The organism is Polaromonas sp. P5_D5, assembly GCF_054049435.1.
Genome location: NZ_JBFUMJ010000002.1, coordinates 1,218,414 through 1,233,335, shown reverse-complemented (window position 1 = coordinate 1,233,335; position 14,922 = coordinate 1,218,414). Strand labels below are relative to the sequence as shown.

The 14,922-nt window shown below is 63.3% G+C and carries 17 protein-coding genes; 8 read left to right on the top strand and 9 right to left on the bottom strand.

The window, feature by feature from the left end; translation table 11 throughout:
* Positions 1–111 precede the first annotated feature (111 nt).
* Both ACXJKE_RS12475 and ACXJKE_RS12470 read right to left on the bottom strand, forming a co-directional pair.
* Positions 112–2,475 carry a Tex family protein gene (locus ACXJKE_RS12475; RefSeq protein ID WP_457280879.1) on the bottom strand — a complete coding sequence of 788 codons (2,364 nt, stop codon included), beginning with the start codon at positions 2,473–2,475 and terminating at the stop codon, positions 112–114.
* On the bottom strand, positions 2,438–2,737 hold the full coding sequence (locus ACXJKE_RS12470; protein ID WP_457280878.1) for a hypothetical protein: 300 nt from the start codon (positions 2,735–2,737) through the stop codon (positions 2,438–2,440). Before ACXJKE_RS12470 ends, ACXJKE_RS12475 begins: the two co-directional genes overlap by 38 nt.
* Between ACXJKE_RS12470 and ACXJKE_RS12465 the strand changes: the two genes are divergently transcribed.
* The 8 genes from ACXJKE_RS12465 to serA all read left to right on the top strand — a co-directional run bounded on the left by ACXJKE_RS12465 (position 2,703) and on the right by serA (position 8,146).
* A complete protein-coding gene (locus ACXJKE_RS12465; protein WP_457280877.1) occupies positions 2,703–3,221 on the top strand; it encodes a hypothetical protein in 519 nt (172 codons plus the stop codon). The two genes, ACXJKE_RS12470 and ACXJKE_RS12465, sit on opposite strands and share 35 nt — an antisense overlap.
* Positions 3,222–3,336: 115 nt before the next feature.
* The gene (locus ACXJKE_RS12460) at positions 3,337–4,110 is read left to right on the top strand and encodes a DUF1223 domain-containing protein (protein ID WP_457280876.1); all 774 of its coding nucleotides are present in this window, start codon (positions 3,337–3,339) and stop codon (positions 4,108–4,110) included.
* An 83-nt stretch (positions 4,111–4,193) separates the two neighbouring features.
* Positions 4,194–4,724: a GNAT family N-acetyltransferase gene (locus tag ACXJKE_RS12455; protein ID WP_457280875.1), complete on the top strand. Its 531-nt coding sequence runs from the start codon at positions 4,194–4,196 to the stop codon at positions 4,722–4,724.
* 69 nt (positions 4,725–4,793) lie between these two features.
* Positions 4,794–5,144 (top strand): GlpM family protein, encoded by a 351-nt coding sequence (locus tag ACXJKE_RS12450; protein WP_457280874.1) that lies wholly within the window; start codon positions 4,794–4,796, stop codon positions 5,142–5,144.
* 11 nt (positions 5,145–5,155) lie between these two features.
* Positions 5,156–5,668: a hypothetical protein gene (locus ACXJKE_RS12445; protein WP_457280873.1), complete on the top strand. Its 513-nt coding sequence runs from the start codon at positions 5,156–5,158 to the stop codon at positions 5,666–5,668.
* Positions 5,669–5,705: 37 nt separating this feature from the next.
* Entirely contained in the window at positions 5,706–6,191 is a 486-nt protein-coding gene (locus ACXJKE_RS12440; protein ID WP_457280872.1) for a rod shape-determining protein, read from the top strand.
* Positions 6,188–6,769 carry an MOSC domain-containing protein gene (locus tag ACXJKE_RS12435; RefSeq protein ID WP_457280871.1) on the top strand — a complete coding sequence of 194 codons (582 nt, stop codon included), beginning with the start codon at positions 6,188–6,190 and terminating at the stop codon, positions 6,767–6,769. Before ACXJKE_RS12440 ends, ACXJKE_RS12435 begins: the two co-directional genes overlap by 4 nt.
* 147 nt (positions 6,770–6,916) lie before the next feature.
* Positions 6,917–8,146, top strand: coding sequence for a phosphoglycerate dehydrogenase (serA, locus tag ACXJKE_RS12430; RefSeq protein ID WP_457280870.1), 1,230 nt, complete (start codon positions 6,917–6,919; stop codon positions 8,144–8,146).
* A gap of 98 nt (positions 8,147–8,244) precedes the next feature.
* Here serA and ACXJKE_RS12425 read toward each other — a convergent pair whose 3' ends face one another.
* The 7 genes from ACXJKE_RS12425 to ACXJKE_RS12395 all read right to left on the bottom strand — a co-directional run bounded on the left by ACXJKE_RS12425 (position 8,245) and on the right by ACXJKE_RS12395 (position 14,842).
* The gene (locus ACXJKE_RS12425) at positions 8,245–8,853 is read right to left on the bottom strand and encodes a thioredoxin fold domain-containing protein (RefSeq protein WP_457280869.1); all 609 of its coding nucleotides are present in this window, start codon (positions 8,851–8,853) and stop codon (positions 8,245–8,247) included.
* A 43-nt stretch (positions 8,854–8,896) separates the two neighbouring features.
* Positions 8,897–9,736: an alpha/beta hydrolase family protein gene (locus ACXJKE_RS12420; protein WP_457280868.1), complete on the bottom strand. Its 840-nt coding sequence runs from the start codon at positions 9,734–9,736 to the stop codon at positions 8,897–8,899.
* Positions 9,736–10,641, bottom strand: coding sequence for an SDR family oxidoreductase (locus ACXJKE_RS12415; protein WP_457280867.1), 906 nt, complete (start codon positions 10,639–10,641; stop codon positions 9,736–9,738). Before ACXJKE_RS12415 ends, ACXJKE_RS12420 begins: the two co-directional genes overlap by 1 nt.
* A gap of 87 nt (positions 10,642–10,728) precedes the next feature.
* Positions 10,729–11,190, bottom strand: a complete 462-nt coding sequence (locus tag ACXJKE_RS12410; protein ID WP_457280866.1) for a GNAT family N-acetyltransferase — start codon at positions 11,188–11,190, stop codon at positions 10,729–10,731.
* Positions 11,187–12,125, bottom strand: a complete 939-nt coding sequence (locus ACXJKE_RS12405) for a glutathione S-transferase family protein (protein WP_457280865.1) — start codon at positions 12,123–12,125, stop codon at positions 11,187–11,189. The genes ACXJKE_RS12410 and ACXJKE_RS12405 overlap by 4 nt, the downstream gene beginning before the upstream one ends.
* A 33-nt stretch (positions 12,126–12,158) precedes the next feature.
* Positions 12,159–13,799, bottom strand: a complete 1,641-nt coding sequence (locus ACXJKE_RS12400; protein ID WP_457280864.1) for an isovaleryl-CoA dehydrogenase — start codon at positions 13,797–13,799, stop codon at positions 12,159–12,161.
* A 26-nt stretch (positions 13,800–13,825) separates the two neighbouring features.
* Positions 13,826–14,842, bottom strand: a complete 1,017-nt coding sequence (locus tag ACXJKE_RS12395; RefSeq protein ID WP_457280863.1) for an NADP-dependent oxidoreductase — start codon at positions 14,840–14,842, stop codon at positions 13,826–13,828.
* Positions 14,843–14,922 lie beyond the last annotated feature (80 nt).

The window sequence follows — 14,922 nt, the reverse complement described above, 5'->3', positions numbered from 1 at the left end:
TGCTATTATTTTGATAGCTGATTGCGCCCGCCAGTCAAGCGCCAGGGCCTGATTTAACCTTAAAAACGGGTCAATTCATGTCTTTCTGGCGACCTGGCGGCGTGCGCATTGTTATTTCTTCAGTGCCGCCAGCTTGCTGAAGGCCGACTCCATGGCGGTCGCGGCGGCCGGTTGTGGCGCGCCTGGGCGGCTTCCATAGTTGCCGCCGCGGTTTTGCCCGCCCGGCGGGCGCGCGCTTTCAAAGCGGTTGTCACGCGGGCCGTCGCGGCGGGCCGGTGCGGCGTCGAGTTTCATGGTGAGGCCAATGCGCTTGCGCGCCACATCGACCTCGGTCACGCGCACTTTGACGATGTCGCCGGTTTTTACGACCTCACGCGCGTCGGTCACGAACTTGTTGGAAAGCTGGCTCACGTGGACCAGGCCGTCCTGGTGTACACCGATGTCAATGAAGGCGCCGAAGGCGGCCACGTTGCTGACCGTACCTTCCAGCGTCATGCCTTCCTTCAAATCCTTGATGTCTTCCACGCCGTCGTTGAAGCGTGCCACCTTGAAGTCGGGACGCGGGTCGCGGCCGGGTTTTTCCAGTTCGGCAATGATGTCCTTGACGGTGATCACGCCGAACTGTTCATTCGCAAACAGCTCGGGCTTCAGGGTCTTGAGCATCTCGGCCCGGCCCATCAGCTCGGCCACCGGCTTGCCGGTGTGGGCCATGATCTTTTCAACCACCGGGTAGGTTTCGGGGTGCACCCCTGTCATGTCCAGCGGGTTGCTGCTGCTGCGCAGGCGCAGGAAACCCGCGCTCTGCTCAAAAGTCTTGGCGCCCAGGCCGGTCACCTTGAGCAAGTCGGCGCGCGAGGCGAAGGCACCGTTGGCATCACGCCAGCGCACGACCGACTTGGCCACCGTTTGCGACAGGCCCGACACGCGCGCCAGCAGCGGCACGCTGGCGGTGTTCAGGTCCACGCCCACGCTGTTCACGCAGTCTTCGACCACGGTGTCGAGGCTGCGCGCCAGGTCGCTCTGGTTCACGTCGTGCTGGTACTGGCCAACGCCGATCGATTTCGGGTCGATCTTGACCAGCTCGGCCAACGGGTCTTGCAGGCGTCGCGCAATACTGGCCGCGCCGCGCAGGCTCACATCCACGTCGGGCATTTCCTGGCTGGCGAATTCACTGGCGGAGTAGATGGAGGCACCCGCCTCACTGACCACGACTTTTTCAATGGCCTGTTCCACCTTGGCCATTCCCTTGATCAGGTCGGCGGCGAGTTTGTCGGTCTCGCGGCTGGCGGTGCCGTTGCCGATGGCGATCAGGTTGACGCCATGCTTTTCGCAGAGCCTGGCCAGCGTGTGCAGGGAGCCATCCCAGTCCTTGCGCGGTTCATGCGGATAGACGGTAGAGGTCTCCACCAGCTTGCCGGTGGCATCGACCACGGCCACCTTCACGCCGGTGCGAATACCCGGGTCCAGGCCCATCACCACACGCGGGCCGGCGGGCGCCGCCAGCAGCAGGTCGCGCAGGTTGTCGGCAAAGACCTTGATGGCGACTTTCTCGGCCTCTTCGCGCAAACGGGTAAAGAGGTCGCGCTCAAGCGAAAGGCTGAGCTTGACGCGCCAGGTCCAGGCCACGGCCTTGCGGATCAAATCATCCGCCGGGCGGGCCTTGTGGCTCCAGCCCAGGTGCAGTGCGATCTTGCCTTCGGCAATGCTGGGTTTGCCGGGCTCGGCCTGCTCGGGCAGCACCAGCTTGGCATCCAGAATTTCCAGCCCACGGCCGCGGAACACGGCCAGCGCGCGGTGCGAAGGCACGCGGCCAATCGGTTCGTCGTAGTCAAAGTAGTCACGGAACTTGCTGTTGTCGGCGTTGTTTTCATCTTTGCCGGTGACCAGCTTGGAGCTGAAGAGCCCCTCGCTCCAGAGCCAGTGGCGCAGCGACTGCACCAGGCCCGCATCTTCGGCCCAACGTTCACTGAGAATGTCGCGCACGCCATCCAGCACGGCCTGCACAGTGGTGAAGTCGTCACCGCTTTCGTTCTTTTCGGCCTTCACAAAGGCCGCGGCTTCGTCGGCAGGTACCAGCGACGGGTCGGCAAACAGCTTGTCGGCCAGCGGCTCGATGCCGGCTTCACGCGCAATCTGACCCTTGGTGCGGCGCCTGGGCTTGAAGGGCAGGTAAAGATCTTCGAGGTCCTGCTTGGTGGCGGCAAACTCAATGGCTGCACGCAACTCGGGCGTGAGCTTGCCCTGCTCTTCAATGCTTTTGAGCACGGCTTCGCGTCGCTCTTCCAGCTCGCGCAGGTAGCCCAGCCGGTATTCCAGCTCGCGCAACTGGATGTCGTCCAGCCCGCCGGTGGCTTCCTTGCGGTAGCGCGCGATGAAGGGAACCGTGGCGCCGCCGTCAAGCAGCTCGACGGCTGCCTTGACCTGGTGTTCCTGGACTTTAATTTCTGCCGCGATCTGGCGGATGATTTTCTGCATATTGAAAGAGATGTTCGAAAAAGCTCGGAAAAAGAAGCAAAAGAAGGTCGATAAAGGGGCAAATGCCCGCCCGGCGATGCAGCCTGCCCTGGCAGAGAGCCGTTATCGGTGCGCCGAGTACAAACTGACGCCAAGGGTCGGCATTGTCCCACAGCACCAGCGCTGTTTTGCTTCTGATAATGGCCCTTGGCTTAAAGCAATTTCTTACATTTTCAGGGGAGACACACATGCGGACTCGCACGATTTTTTTGGTGGTGGCCATGCTGCTGCTGGCGGGCTTTGTGGCCCTCAATGTCGATGAATTCAGCCGTGTGAGCATGCTCAGCCTGGGCTTTACCACCGTGGAGGTGTCGCTGGGCTTCGTGATGCTGCTCTTGCTGGTGGTTGCCACGGTGGTGTTTCTGGCCTCCACGCTCTACATGCAAAGCACCAACTTGCTGGAAACCCGGCGCTACGCACGCGAGCTGAACACGCAGCGTGAGCTGGCTGACAAGGCCGAGGCTTCGCGTTTTACCGAACTGCGGAGCTACCTGGAGGTGCAGGCCCTGGCCGCACAGCACCGGGAAGCCGCCGCCGCCACTGTGCTGGCCGAACGCTTCTCGCAGCAGCAACAGGCATTGCTGGCGCGGCTGGAGCAGTCGGACAACACCATGGCCGCCCACATGGGCCAGCTCCAGGACCGCCTCGAACGGCATGGCGGAATTCCGCACCTGGAAAAAGACTCGGAGACCATGCCGCTGGTTTAAGTGCCTGAATACCGGTTGTGCCGCGTCTTTCTTTTCTTATTAACCGGGCCCGGCAGGTGTAAGAACCGGCGAAGTCCATCGACCAATGGGGGTCTGCAAATCCACGGAGACCCTCATGCTGCACACCGCGCCCCCACGGCCTTCCCGCCGCAACACCCCGCTGATCATCGCAATCGTCCTGATGGCATCGACGTCCAGCGCGTTGTCCGCACAAAACGCTTGTGCCATCAGCTCAGGGCCGACCATCACGCCGGTTGTTGAGCTGTATACCTCTGAGGGCTGCAGCTCCTGCCCGCCCGCTGACAAATGGGCATCGTCGCTGAAAGGCAGTGGGGCCGTGGTGCAAGCCTTTCATGTCGGCTACTGGGACTACATCGGCTGGGTTGACCGTTTTGCCGCGCCCGCCTACACCAGCCGGCAACGCGAAATAGCGTCCAGGAACAATCTGCGCGGCATCTATACACCGCAGGCCGTACTCAACGGCAAAGACTGGCCTCGCTGGGGTGGCAGGCCTGCCGACAGCAAGGAACCCGCGCGCGCCAGCATCGTACTCAGGCAACTCGGGCCGGGCCAGTTTGAAGCCAGTGTCACCCCGGTGCCCGCACCGCAGGTGTCACCGTCCTGGTCAGCCTACTGGACCGTCACTGAGCATGGGCACAATTCCAGGGTGAAAGCCGGCGAAAACGCCGGCGAAGTTCTCCAACACGACTTCGTGGTGCGCCAGTACACCCAGGCAGGGGAATACAAAAGCAGTGGAACCGGGCCGCAAAAACTGGCCTTTCGCAGCATAGCCGCGACCCAGGGCCATGAGCGCCAGGTGAATCTCGTGGTGTTCGACCCTCAAACCGGCAAGACCCTGCAGGCCGTCAGCCTTCAATGTGCCGCGTAAAGCACGGCCACTGAAGGACTACCGCCTGGCGCACCGTATAGGCGGGGCAACGCGAGGCCTCGGGCTTGCCGCACAATGGCGCCATGGATTCCCCGCAATCACCGCCCTGCGCTCCTTCGCTGGCTTTGCGGCCGCCCGGGGCCGCCGACTATGCGGCGCTGGCCACCTGGGTCCAGGACGCCAGCACCTGTCTGCGCTGGGCCGGCCCCAAGCTGAAGTTTCCGTTTGAGCCCGAGCAGCTCCCGGTACTGCTGGCTGAACCCGGCGCCTTCAGCTTTGTCATGAGCCGGGGGCCGGCAGAGGCGCTGGGCTTTGGGCAGTTCTGGGTGCGTGAGGCAGGTGTTGCCCATCTGGCCCGCATCATCCTGGCGCCCCACACGCGCGGCCAGGGCCTGGGTTCAATGTTGTGCAGGCTGCTAATGGCCCAGGCGGCTCGTAACACCGGTGCCACAGCTTTCACACTACGCGTGTACCGTGACAACCACCCTGCGCTGACCGTCTACGAAGGCCTCGGCTTTGCAGTGGTGCCTGAGCTTTCGAACGACAGCATTTTTTCCATGCGCAGGGAAGCGCTGAACGGCATGCAGGCGATACAGGCCGAGGGGCGTCCATAGTGCCCTTCGATAAACTGTGGGTCCGTGCTGTTGCGGCCACGTCCCTGCATTCTTTTTTCTTTTCGATCGATGCTTTCACTTTTTCTTAAATGCCTGCTGGGTGCGCTTGCCGTGCTGGTTATTGCCCTTCTTTCCCGGTCGCGCAGCTTTTTCATCGCCGGGCTGGTGCCGCTGTTTCCCACCTTTGCATTGATTGCGCACTACATCGTGGGCAGCGAACGCTCCGCGGCCGACCTTCGTACCACGGCACTGTTTGGCCTGTGGTCGCTCATTCCCTATGCGGTTTATCTGCTGGTGGTGTATTGGCTCAGCGTGCGCGCGACACTGCCCGTCACGCTCGCCTGCGCCACACTGGCCTGGGTGCTTGCAGCGGGTGTGCTGCTGCTCGGCTGGAGCCGTGCCTACCCTTCGGCGCTTTAAGGAAAACAGATATGGGCAAATTCGAAAAAGTGCTGCGGGTCGTTTTGCTTGCGCCTGTCGCGCTGTTTTTGCTGTTTGAAGAATGGGGCTGGGAGCCGCTGGCCGCCGGCTTTGCAGCACTGGGGCGCCTGCCCTGGTGGGGGCGGCTGGAGCGCTGGATCATCCGCTTGCCGCCCTGGGCTGCCCTGCTCGCCTTCAGCGTGCCGGTGCTGGCGCTGATACCGGTGAAGCTGCTGGCGCTTTACCTGTTCGGCCTGGGGCATGTGACTGTCGGCCTGGCGCTGATACTGGCGGCCAAACTCACCGGAACCGCGCTGGCCGCACGCCTCTTTCAGCTGACCCAGCCTGCACTCATGCAAATGCCGTGGTTCGCGCGGCTCTACACCCCCTGGAAAGCCTGGAAGGACAAAATCATGGCCCAGGCCAGGGCGTCGTTGCCATGGCGCATGGCCCGTCGTTTCAAGATGCGGGTCAAGCTGGCAGCTGCGCGGCTCCTGGCCGCGCTGAAAGCCGTATTGTCATGAGCACCAGGCTCACTGAATTCAACCGCCGCCCTTGACCATGTTCGACTTCATCAAGCCACCTTTGTACATTCGCCTGTCGCCTTACCGGCTGACGGTGCGCAATGTGAAAACGGGCGCTTTCATTTCCGAAGTGCCCGAAATTGCGATTTCCCGCAGCCCCAAGCCCAAAGTGCTGGGTGCGGGCAATGACGCTGCCCTGCATAAATCGAGCAAGTCGGCACAGGTCATCAATCCTTTCAGCCACCCGCGCTCCATGGTGTCCGACTTCACCCACGGTGAGCAGGTACTGAAGGCATTCGTCCGGAAACTTCAGGCCAGCCACGTGCTGGCTCCCGCGCCCCGCATGGTGTTCCATCCTCTAGGGGAGCCCGCGGGTGGTTTCACCCAGGTGGAAATACGGGCCCTCCATGAGATGGCCCTGGGGGCCGGCGCTTCAGAAGTCACCATGTGGCAGGGCCCGGAATTGACAGACGAGCAGGTGCTGTCGCGCAGCTACCCTTCCGCGGGACAGGTACTGGAATGACAGCCACCGCCGGCACGGGCATCAGTGACCTGCGCACGCTCACCCGGCAATTCCCCCACCAAGGGCGGCTTGAGCAGATTTTGCTGAGGCCCGCCCGCCGCAGCCCGGCGCTCCGCGTGGCAACCGTGACGGCGCTTGCCGGCCGTGGGCTGGAAGGCGACCGGAGCGCTGCGGCGCCCGCCATTCGCCCGGAAAGCAGCAAGCGCCAGGTCACCCTGATCCAGGCCGAGCACCTGCCTGTGCTGGCGGCGCTGATGCGGCTTGGCACGGTGGATGCCGCGAGCCTTAGGCGCAACCTGGTGGTGTCGGGCCTGAACCTGCTGGCTGCGAAATCGCTCTTCAGGGACCAACCCATGGCGCTGCGCATCGGCGATGTGGTGCTGGAAATCACCGGCCCGTGCGAACCCTGTTCGCGCATGGAGGAAGTGCTGGGCCCGGGCGGCTACAACGCCATGCGCGGCCACGGCGGGCTGACGGCGCGTGTGTTGCAGGGCGGTTTACTGCGCGTGGGGGATGCTGTTGCCTGTGAACCCGCCGAACCCGATCAGGAGCCCCAGACCCAGCCGCTATTGATTTAATAGCTGCTTGCGCACGTCCAGTAAGGTCTGCGGCCATTTTTGGCATTATTCGAGGCCTCGAATCCCGCCGCCCAACCGCGCACCAGCACGGGTATTTCGCTTCCCTCATACTTGCTCCTCATCCACTTCTTGGCGCAGCGGCTTTCCATGAACAAAACTTCGGTCGACAAGCAAAAAATCAAATTCCTGTTGCTCGAGGGCATTCACCCCTCCGCAGTGGAAGTTCTCAAGGCGGCAGGCTACTCGCAGATCGAAAGCCTGGCCGGCGCGCTGCCCGATGACGAACTCAAGGCAAAAATCGCCGACGCGCATTTTGTCGGCATCCGTTCCCGCACCCAGCTCACTGCCGATGTGTTTGCCCAGGCCGGCAAGCTGGCGGCGGTCGGCTGCTTTTGCATCGGCACCAACCAGGTCGACCTGAACGCCGCCCGCGAACGCGGCATTGCGGTGTTCAACGCGCCTTTTTCCAACACCCGCTCCGTGGCTGAGCTGGTACTGGCCGAGGCCATTTTGCTGCTGCGCGGCGTGCCCGAGAAAAGCGCCGTGGCGCACCGCGGCGGCTGGCTCAAGTCGGCCGAAAACGCTTACGAAATCCGCGGCAAAACGCTGGGCATCGTGGGCTACGGCTCCATCGGAACGCAGCTGTCGGTGCTGGCCGAAGCGCTGGGCATGCAGGTCGTGTTTTTTGACGTGGTGACCAAGCTGCCGCTGGGCAACGCCCGGCAGGTGGCTCAACTCAAGGATCTGTTGGCCCAGTCCGACGTGGTGAGCCTGCACGTGCCCGAAACCCAGGCCACGCAATGGATGATGGGCGCGGCCGAGATTGCCGCGATGAAGCCCGGCAGCGTGCTGATCAATGCCTCACGCGGCACGGTGGTGGAGATCGAACCGCTGGCCGAGGCGCTGAAGCAGAAAAAGCTGCTGGGTGCGGCGATCGACGTGTTTCCGGTGGAGCCGCGCAGCAACAAGGACATTTTTGAATCACCCCTGCGCGGCCTCGACAACGTGATCTTGACGCCGCACGTGGGCGGCTCGACCATGGAAGCGCAGGAAAACATCGGCATCGAAGTGGCCGAAAAGCTGGTGAAGTACAGCGACAACGGCACCTCGACATCTTCCGTCAACTTTCCTGAAGTGGCGCTGCCGGCCCACCCAGGCAAGCACCGCCTGCTGCACATTCACCGCAACGTGCCGGGCGTGCTGTCGGAAATCAACAAGGTGTTTGCGGCCAACGGCATCAACATCGCGTCGCAGTACCTGCAGACCAACGAGGCAGTGGGTTACGTGGTGATCGACATCGACGCAGCGCACTCCGATATCGCGCTGGCCAAGCTGGCCGAGGTGCCGGGAACCATCCGCAGCCGGGTTCTGTTTTGAAGCGGGGCTGAGCCACGGCGCGCAACTGCTATCAAATATATAGCTTGTTGCGCGCGTCCCTATTGGGTTTCAGCCACTTTTCCAAGGTAAATACCAGATTACTGCGCTGCCGGCGGCTGTAAACCCAGCAAGGTGGCCAGAGCCGCCGTTGGCAATGAACCTTCATGTGACACCGTGGCGCCGGTCTGCGCGTGGGTTCCGACGATGGTGGGGATCGAAGCGAAACCCAGCCTGGTCATCAGCTCGGTGTTTTTGGCGACGGCTTCTTTTTGCGCGTCGATATTGCTGGCCGCACTGATGCCGCCGCGCCGGGCCTGCAGCGAAGTTTCATGCGCGTCCATGGCAGCCACCGGGTCGCTGGCCGCCAGCAGGGTCGCCCCCTGGGCCGTACTGGCGGCGTTGAGCATGCCAACCGGGATCCAGACAAACCTGGCCTGGGACTTCAGCGGTTTTGCCGCTTCCCACAGCGCGCCGCAGTGCGGGCATTGCGCATCAAAAAACACATACACCGTGCGCTTGCTCATTAAAGCGCCGGCCGAAAAACCTTTGGCGCCGGCTTCGATGGCAGCCACGGATACCGGTTCGGCGGCAGCCTTTGCCGACGGGCTGCCGGGTGCGGTGCCCGGCGCGTCGTTACAGCCGGCAAGCAGCAAGCCGGCCGCGACAACGGCAGCCAGGGAAAGGCGGTTCAGGAATTTGGACATCATCAAAAGCGTTGAATGAAGGAGCGGCAAGGATAGCGCAGCGCCGCTATTTCGACAGCCTGTCGGCCAATTCCCCGGCCAGCATGAAGAACTCCGGCGCGCGCTGCACCGACACGTGGGTGGCGTTCATCGCATACGTGACCCGGGTTTTGACGCCGCGCGCCTGCAGCGCCCTGACATAGGCCTCGCTGAACTGGGGCAAGGTGTTCTCGTCCTTGTTGCCCACCACCACGCTGATCTGTGTATCCGGGCTGTTTTTTTCCGCTTCGGCCAGCGGTGAAAGGCTGCGGCTCCAGACGCCGGCCTTGCCCGCCGAGCTGTTGCGCCATTGCCGCCATGCCGGCACATCGCAGGGGCAGGCGGCCAGCAAATAGGCGTCGGCGCTGCCGGGAAAGCGGCTGGCGACCAGCGCCGCCATGGCCGCGCCACCCGAATGGCCGATCAGCAGGATTTTTTTGCCGGGGTTGAGGCTGCGCAGGCTGCCCAGCGCGGCAGCAATGATTTCGGCGTTGCGGGGTGTGTAGTCGTCGTCCCCGGGGCCGGACTCGCCGTCCGATACGCCCAGATCGCTGCGGTAGCCGGGCCGCTGCATCGCCACGGTGACGGCCTGGAGCTTTTCGGCAAGCAAGGCTGCTGTGCCGCTGTCCGCTTTCAACTCCGTGCGCCCGCCGTTGTCGCCGTGCAGAAAGACGACCAGTACCTTGGGCGTGATGCGGGACGTCTGGCCAGGCGCCAGCTTGCGGATGACAAGGCATTGCCGGGCGTCCCCTGCCCGTTCAATGCCGTCGGCAAGTTTTCCGTCGGGGCACTTCACCGGTTGTGCCAACGCGCCTGCCCCCGCCAGCCCAAGCAGCAGGCCGGCCCAAGCAAGGCAGCCGCGGCGCATCAGGCTCCGCGCAACGCGGCTTTCAGTTGCTGGCCAATTTCGGGCTTGTCGGCAAACGGATCCGTCGGGTTGCGTGCCTGCAGCACGTCTTCAAGCCGTGTCTGCACAGAGTTGATGGCTTTGGGGTGGCTATAGATGTAGAACTGGTTCTTTGCGATGGCGTCAAACACCAGTTTCGCCACATCGGCGGCGCTCACCTTGCCGGAGCCGACCGCCTTGCCTGTCATGGCCTGCTGGATCATCTGGCTCCTGGTGGGCTTTTCCGCGCCGAGTTCAGCCGGCCGGTTGCGGTGGCTCATGCCGATGCCGGTGGCCACAAAAAACGGGCACAGCACCGAGGCGCCAACCTGATCGGTCACAAGGCCCAGGTCCTGGTACAGGGTTTCGCTGAGCGCCACCACGGCATGTTTGCTCACGTTGTAGACGCCCATGTTCGGCGGGTTCAGCAGCCCGGCCATGCTGGCGGTGTTGACGATGTGGCCTTGCCAGGATGGGTCTTTGGCGGCTGCTTCCAGCATCATCGGCGTGAAGATGCGTACGCCGTGGACCACGCCCATGACGTTGACGCCCAGCACCCATTCCCAGTCTTTGACGCTGTTTTCCCAGATCAGGCCGCCGGATCCGACGCCGGCGTTGTTGAAGACGAAATGCGGCGCGCCGAAGCGCTCGAACACGGCCTTGCCCATGGCCTCCATCTGCGCGGCGCTGGAGACGTCAAGTTTGAAGGACAGCACCTGGGCGCCGGCGGCCTTCATCTCCTCGGTGGCCTTGTCCAACGCGTCCTGCTGCACGTCGACCAGCACCAGGTTCATGCCCAGTTTGGCGCCCAGGCGCGCGCATTCCAGGCCGAAGCCCGAGCCCGCGCCGGTCAGCACTGCGGTTTTACCTTTGAAGTCCGTGATCATTTTGGGGAGTCCTTGATGGCTGGAATGGGAAAATTGTCCGTGAGGCAAGGCGTCTCAGCTGTCACTCTGGGAACTTGAGGCAACTGTTCAGGCAATCCGCAACATCTCGATGTGCGGTATGCCGTCCTCGATGTAGGGCTGGCCGGTATTGGAAAAACCGTGCTGCAGGTAGAACTGCTCAAGCCGTGCCTGTGCGCCTATGCGAATGGGTTGCGGGCCCCAGTGCTGCTGTAAACGGCCAACGGCCTCTTTCATCAGCACATGGCCAACGCCGCCGCCGCGTGCCGAGGCATGCGTGACCACGCGGCCTATGCTGGCCTCCGCAAACTTCACGCCCGCGGCAAAGCAGCGCGCATAGGCCACCAGCCGCCCTTCGCTTGTGCCCAGCAAATGCATGGCCTCCATGTCGGCGCCGTCCATGTCCTGGAAGCTGCAGGCCTGCTCGACCACAAACACCTCGCTGCGAAGCTGCAAGATCTCGTAAAGCTCACGTGTGGTCAGCGCGCCAAAGGGAAGAAAACGCCAGGAAATACCGGTGTTGCTGCTCATGCCGGAGTTGCCGCTTTCAGGGTGTAGCCGATGCGGGGGAAATGCACATGCACGGTGCCGGCACGCGCATCGGTACGGCGCAGCGTGTAATGCATGCGGGTAGCGGCGATCAGCTCGCCCTCGGTGGGCTCCGGTCCAAAACTCTCGCCGCTGACCAGCACCTGGCTGCCCAAGGGAATGCCGTGTTCGTCCTGGAACAGATCGCCCGGCAGCGGCGCAGGGGTGGACGCGGCGGCCAGCGCCACAGCCTCGGCAGAGCTGAATTTTTCAATGCCGCCATGGCCGATGGCGGCCATGCGGTCCATCCACTCCAGCACGGCGGGTGTGAGGTTCAGGATGCCCGCAAGCACCGGGGTGCGGGTGCGCGTGAACCACAGTGGGTGGTACATCGCGAAATCGGCGATGCAGGGCACATCGCCCAGCAGAAAAGGCCGGTCGTCGAGCATGTCGGAAATGCGGCGCAAATAGGATTTATAGGCTGCGGCGGCGTCGCTGGAGCGCAGGCGCGGCATGCCGATGCTCATGGCCTTGCGGTCTTCGCCGAAAGCCCGGGCGGCTTCGGGCGGCGCCTTGTCGAACATCTGGGCAATCCCCTTGGGCTGCGTGTTGTAGGCCATGGAGGTCCAGAACAGCGTGTTGTCGGCCCAGTGCGCCAGCGTGCGCGCCAGGCCCTTGCTGGGTTCCGGGTACACCGAAGGCTCGGGCTGCAAATGCTCCAGCACGTCGCTGATCAGGGCGGTGTCGCAGTAAATGTCGGCGCCGATTTGCAGGATGGGTGTCTTGCGGTAGCCGCCGGTCAGCGCCACCACGTCGGGCTTGGGCATGATCATCGGGATGATGACGGACTTCCAGGGCAGGTTTTTGTAACCCAGCATCAGGCGGGTTTTTTCGGCAAATGGCGATGTGGGGTAGTGGTGAAGAATCAGCTCGCTCATGGTGTCTCCGGGGTGTTCTGGGTGTCTGGAAATTCAGCGGGGCATGGCCCGCGCGATGAGGGTGTCGAAATCGGTCCCGGCACCGAGCGTGCCAAAGGCATGGCCCCAGTTGCCCGCAATACGCGAGTCGCAAAAAGCGCTGAAGACGGCAGCGGGCGCGGTTTGGTAGAGCAAGGCGGCCTGCACCGCCAACGCCACGTCCTGCGCGAGCCGCCGTGCCTCCACTTCAGTCGCCATTTCTTCCACACGTGTGGGCAAGGCAGCGGCCAGCCGGTCCAGCGCCGGATGCGCGCCTTGTGCGGCGGCAAGCTCCTGGTTCAGGGCCGCTACGGCGTCGGCTTTGCGCAGCGCGCGCAAAAGGTCCAGCGCCATGATGTTGCCCGCGCCTTCCCAAATCGAATTGAGCGGCATTTCGCGGTAAACGCGGGCCATGACGCCCTCGCCGCCCTCCTCCACATAACCGTTGCCGCCCAGGCATTCCATCGCCTCCTGGGCGAAGTGGCTGCCGCGCTTGCAGATCCAGAACTTGGCGACAGGCGTCAACAGGCGTGCCATGGCGGCTTCGTGGGCATCGCCCGTGTGGTCGAAAGCCCGGGCCAGGCGCATTGCCAGCGCGGTCGCGGCTTCGGATTCAAGCGCGAGGTCGGCCAGCACGTTGCGCATCAACGGCTGGTCGATGAGCAGCTTGCCAAAAGCTTTTCGCTGCGAGGTGTGGTTCAGCGCCAGGGCCAGCGCCTGCCGCATCAACCCGCTGGTGCCCAGCGCGCAGTCCAGCCGGGTCATGGTGCCCATTTCGAGGATTTGTGGAATGCCGCGGCCTTCGCCTCCGACCAGCCAGGCCTGGGCGTTTTCAAATTCCACTTCAGAACTTGCGTTGGCCTTGTTGCCCAGCTTGTCTTTGAGGCGCTGGATGCGGATGGCGTTGAGGCCGCCATCGGGCAGCACGCGTGGCAGGAAAAAGCAGGAAAGGCCGCTTGGGGTTTGGGCCAGCACCAGGAAGGCGTCGCACATGGGCGCCGAGAAAAACCATTTATGGCCGGTGATGGCATAGCGCTCGCCCCAGCCGTCGCGGCCTGCGGGCTCAGCGCGCGTGGTGTTGGCCCGCACGTCGGAGCCGCCCTGCTTTTCCGTCATGCCCATGCCCATGGTGAGGCCGGCCTTGGCTTGCCACAGCTTGAGTTCGGGGTCATAGGCGCGGCTCGCCAGCTTGGGGCCCCAGTCGGCGTAGATGGCTGTGTTGCCGCGCAACGCGGGCGTGGCCGCGTAGCTCATGGAGATGGGGCACAGGATGGAGGGCTCGAGCTCGGTGAAGAGCATGAAGCCTGCTGCGCGCTGGACATGGGGTGACGGGTTTTCTTCAGACCACGGAGAGCCATGCAGGCCCGAGCCCGTCGCGAGTTTCATGAGCTCGTGATAACTCGGGTGAAACTCCACCTGGTCCACACGACGGCCAAAACGATCATGGCTGTGCAGCGCCGGCCCATGCACATTGGCCAGGCGCGCGTGGGTCTGCATGGCCGTGCTGCCCAGCTTCGCACCGAGCTGCCTCAGCTCGTGCGTGTCCAGCGCTGGCGCATTAAATTTCAGCGCGTCGCGCAGCGGGCGATTGGTGTCAAACAGGTTGTAGTCCGACAGCGCTGCGGGCTGGTTGAAGACTTCATGCGTCATGTCCACCTCCTTTTGACCGCGCCGTGGTCGGGTCAGATCAGCTTGACCAACTGCTTGCCGAAGTTTTTGCCTTTGAGCAACCCGAGGAATGCTTCGGGCGCCGATTCAATCCCCTGCGCCACGCTTTCACGCGGGCGCAGCTTGCCGGTGCCCACCAGCGTGCCGAGTTCCTTGAGCGCTTCGGGCCAGACTTCCATGTGCTCGGCCACGATAAAGCCCTGCAGCTTGAGGCGGCTGGTCAAAATCAGCGCCGGGTAGGCCAACGGCATGGGCCGGCCGTCGTAGCCGGCGATCATGCCGCACAGCGCGATGCGGCCGAAAGCGTTCATGCGCGGCAGCACGGCGTCCAGCACCATGCCGCCCACGTTTTCAAAGTAGCCATCAATGCCATCCGGGCAGGCGTCCTTGAGAGCCTTGGTCAGCGAAGCGGCATCGGCGTGCACTTTGTAATCAATGCAGGCGTCAAAGCCGAGTTCATCGACGGCATATTTGCATTTATCGGGGCCACCGGCAATGCCGACGGCGCGGCAGCCGCGTGCCTTGGCGAGTGCGCCGAACGCGCTCCCCACTGCGCCGGTAGCGGCGCTGACCACCATGGTCTGGCCGGCTTTGGGCTCAATGATTTTCACCAGGCCGTACCAGGCGGTGACACCGGGCATACCGACCGCGCCCAGGTAGTGCGACAGCGGCACGTGCGTGGTGTCCACCTTGCGCAGCGCGCCGGGCTGGTCGGCATTGACCACGCTGTATTCCTGCCAGCCGCCCATGCCGACCACCTTGTCGCCAGGCTGGAATTTGGGCGAGCGGCTTTCCACCACCTCGCCTGCCGTGCCGCCCAGCATGACCTGGCCCAGCGGATGCGGCGCGGCATAGCTCTTGGCATCGCTCATGCGGCCACGCATGTAAGGGTCCAGGCTCAGGTAATGGTGGCGCACCAGCACCTGGCCATCCTGCAGCGGCGGCGTGTCGCTGGACACCAGCATGAAGTTACTGGCGACGGCTTCGCCGGTGGGACGGTTGTCGAGCAGGATTTGCTGGTTGATGGGCATGGAAGTCTCCTGTGTGTTGTCGGGAAAGGCAGATGATTTGCTATTGATTTGATAGCTGCTTGCGCCGGTTTTTATTGGGC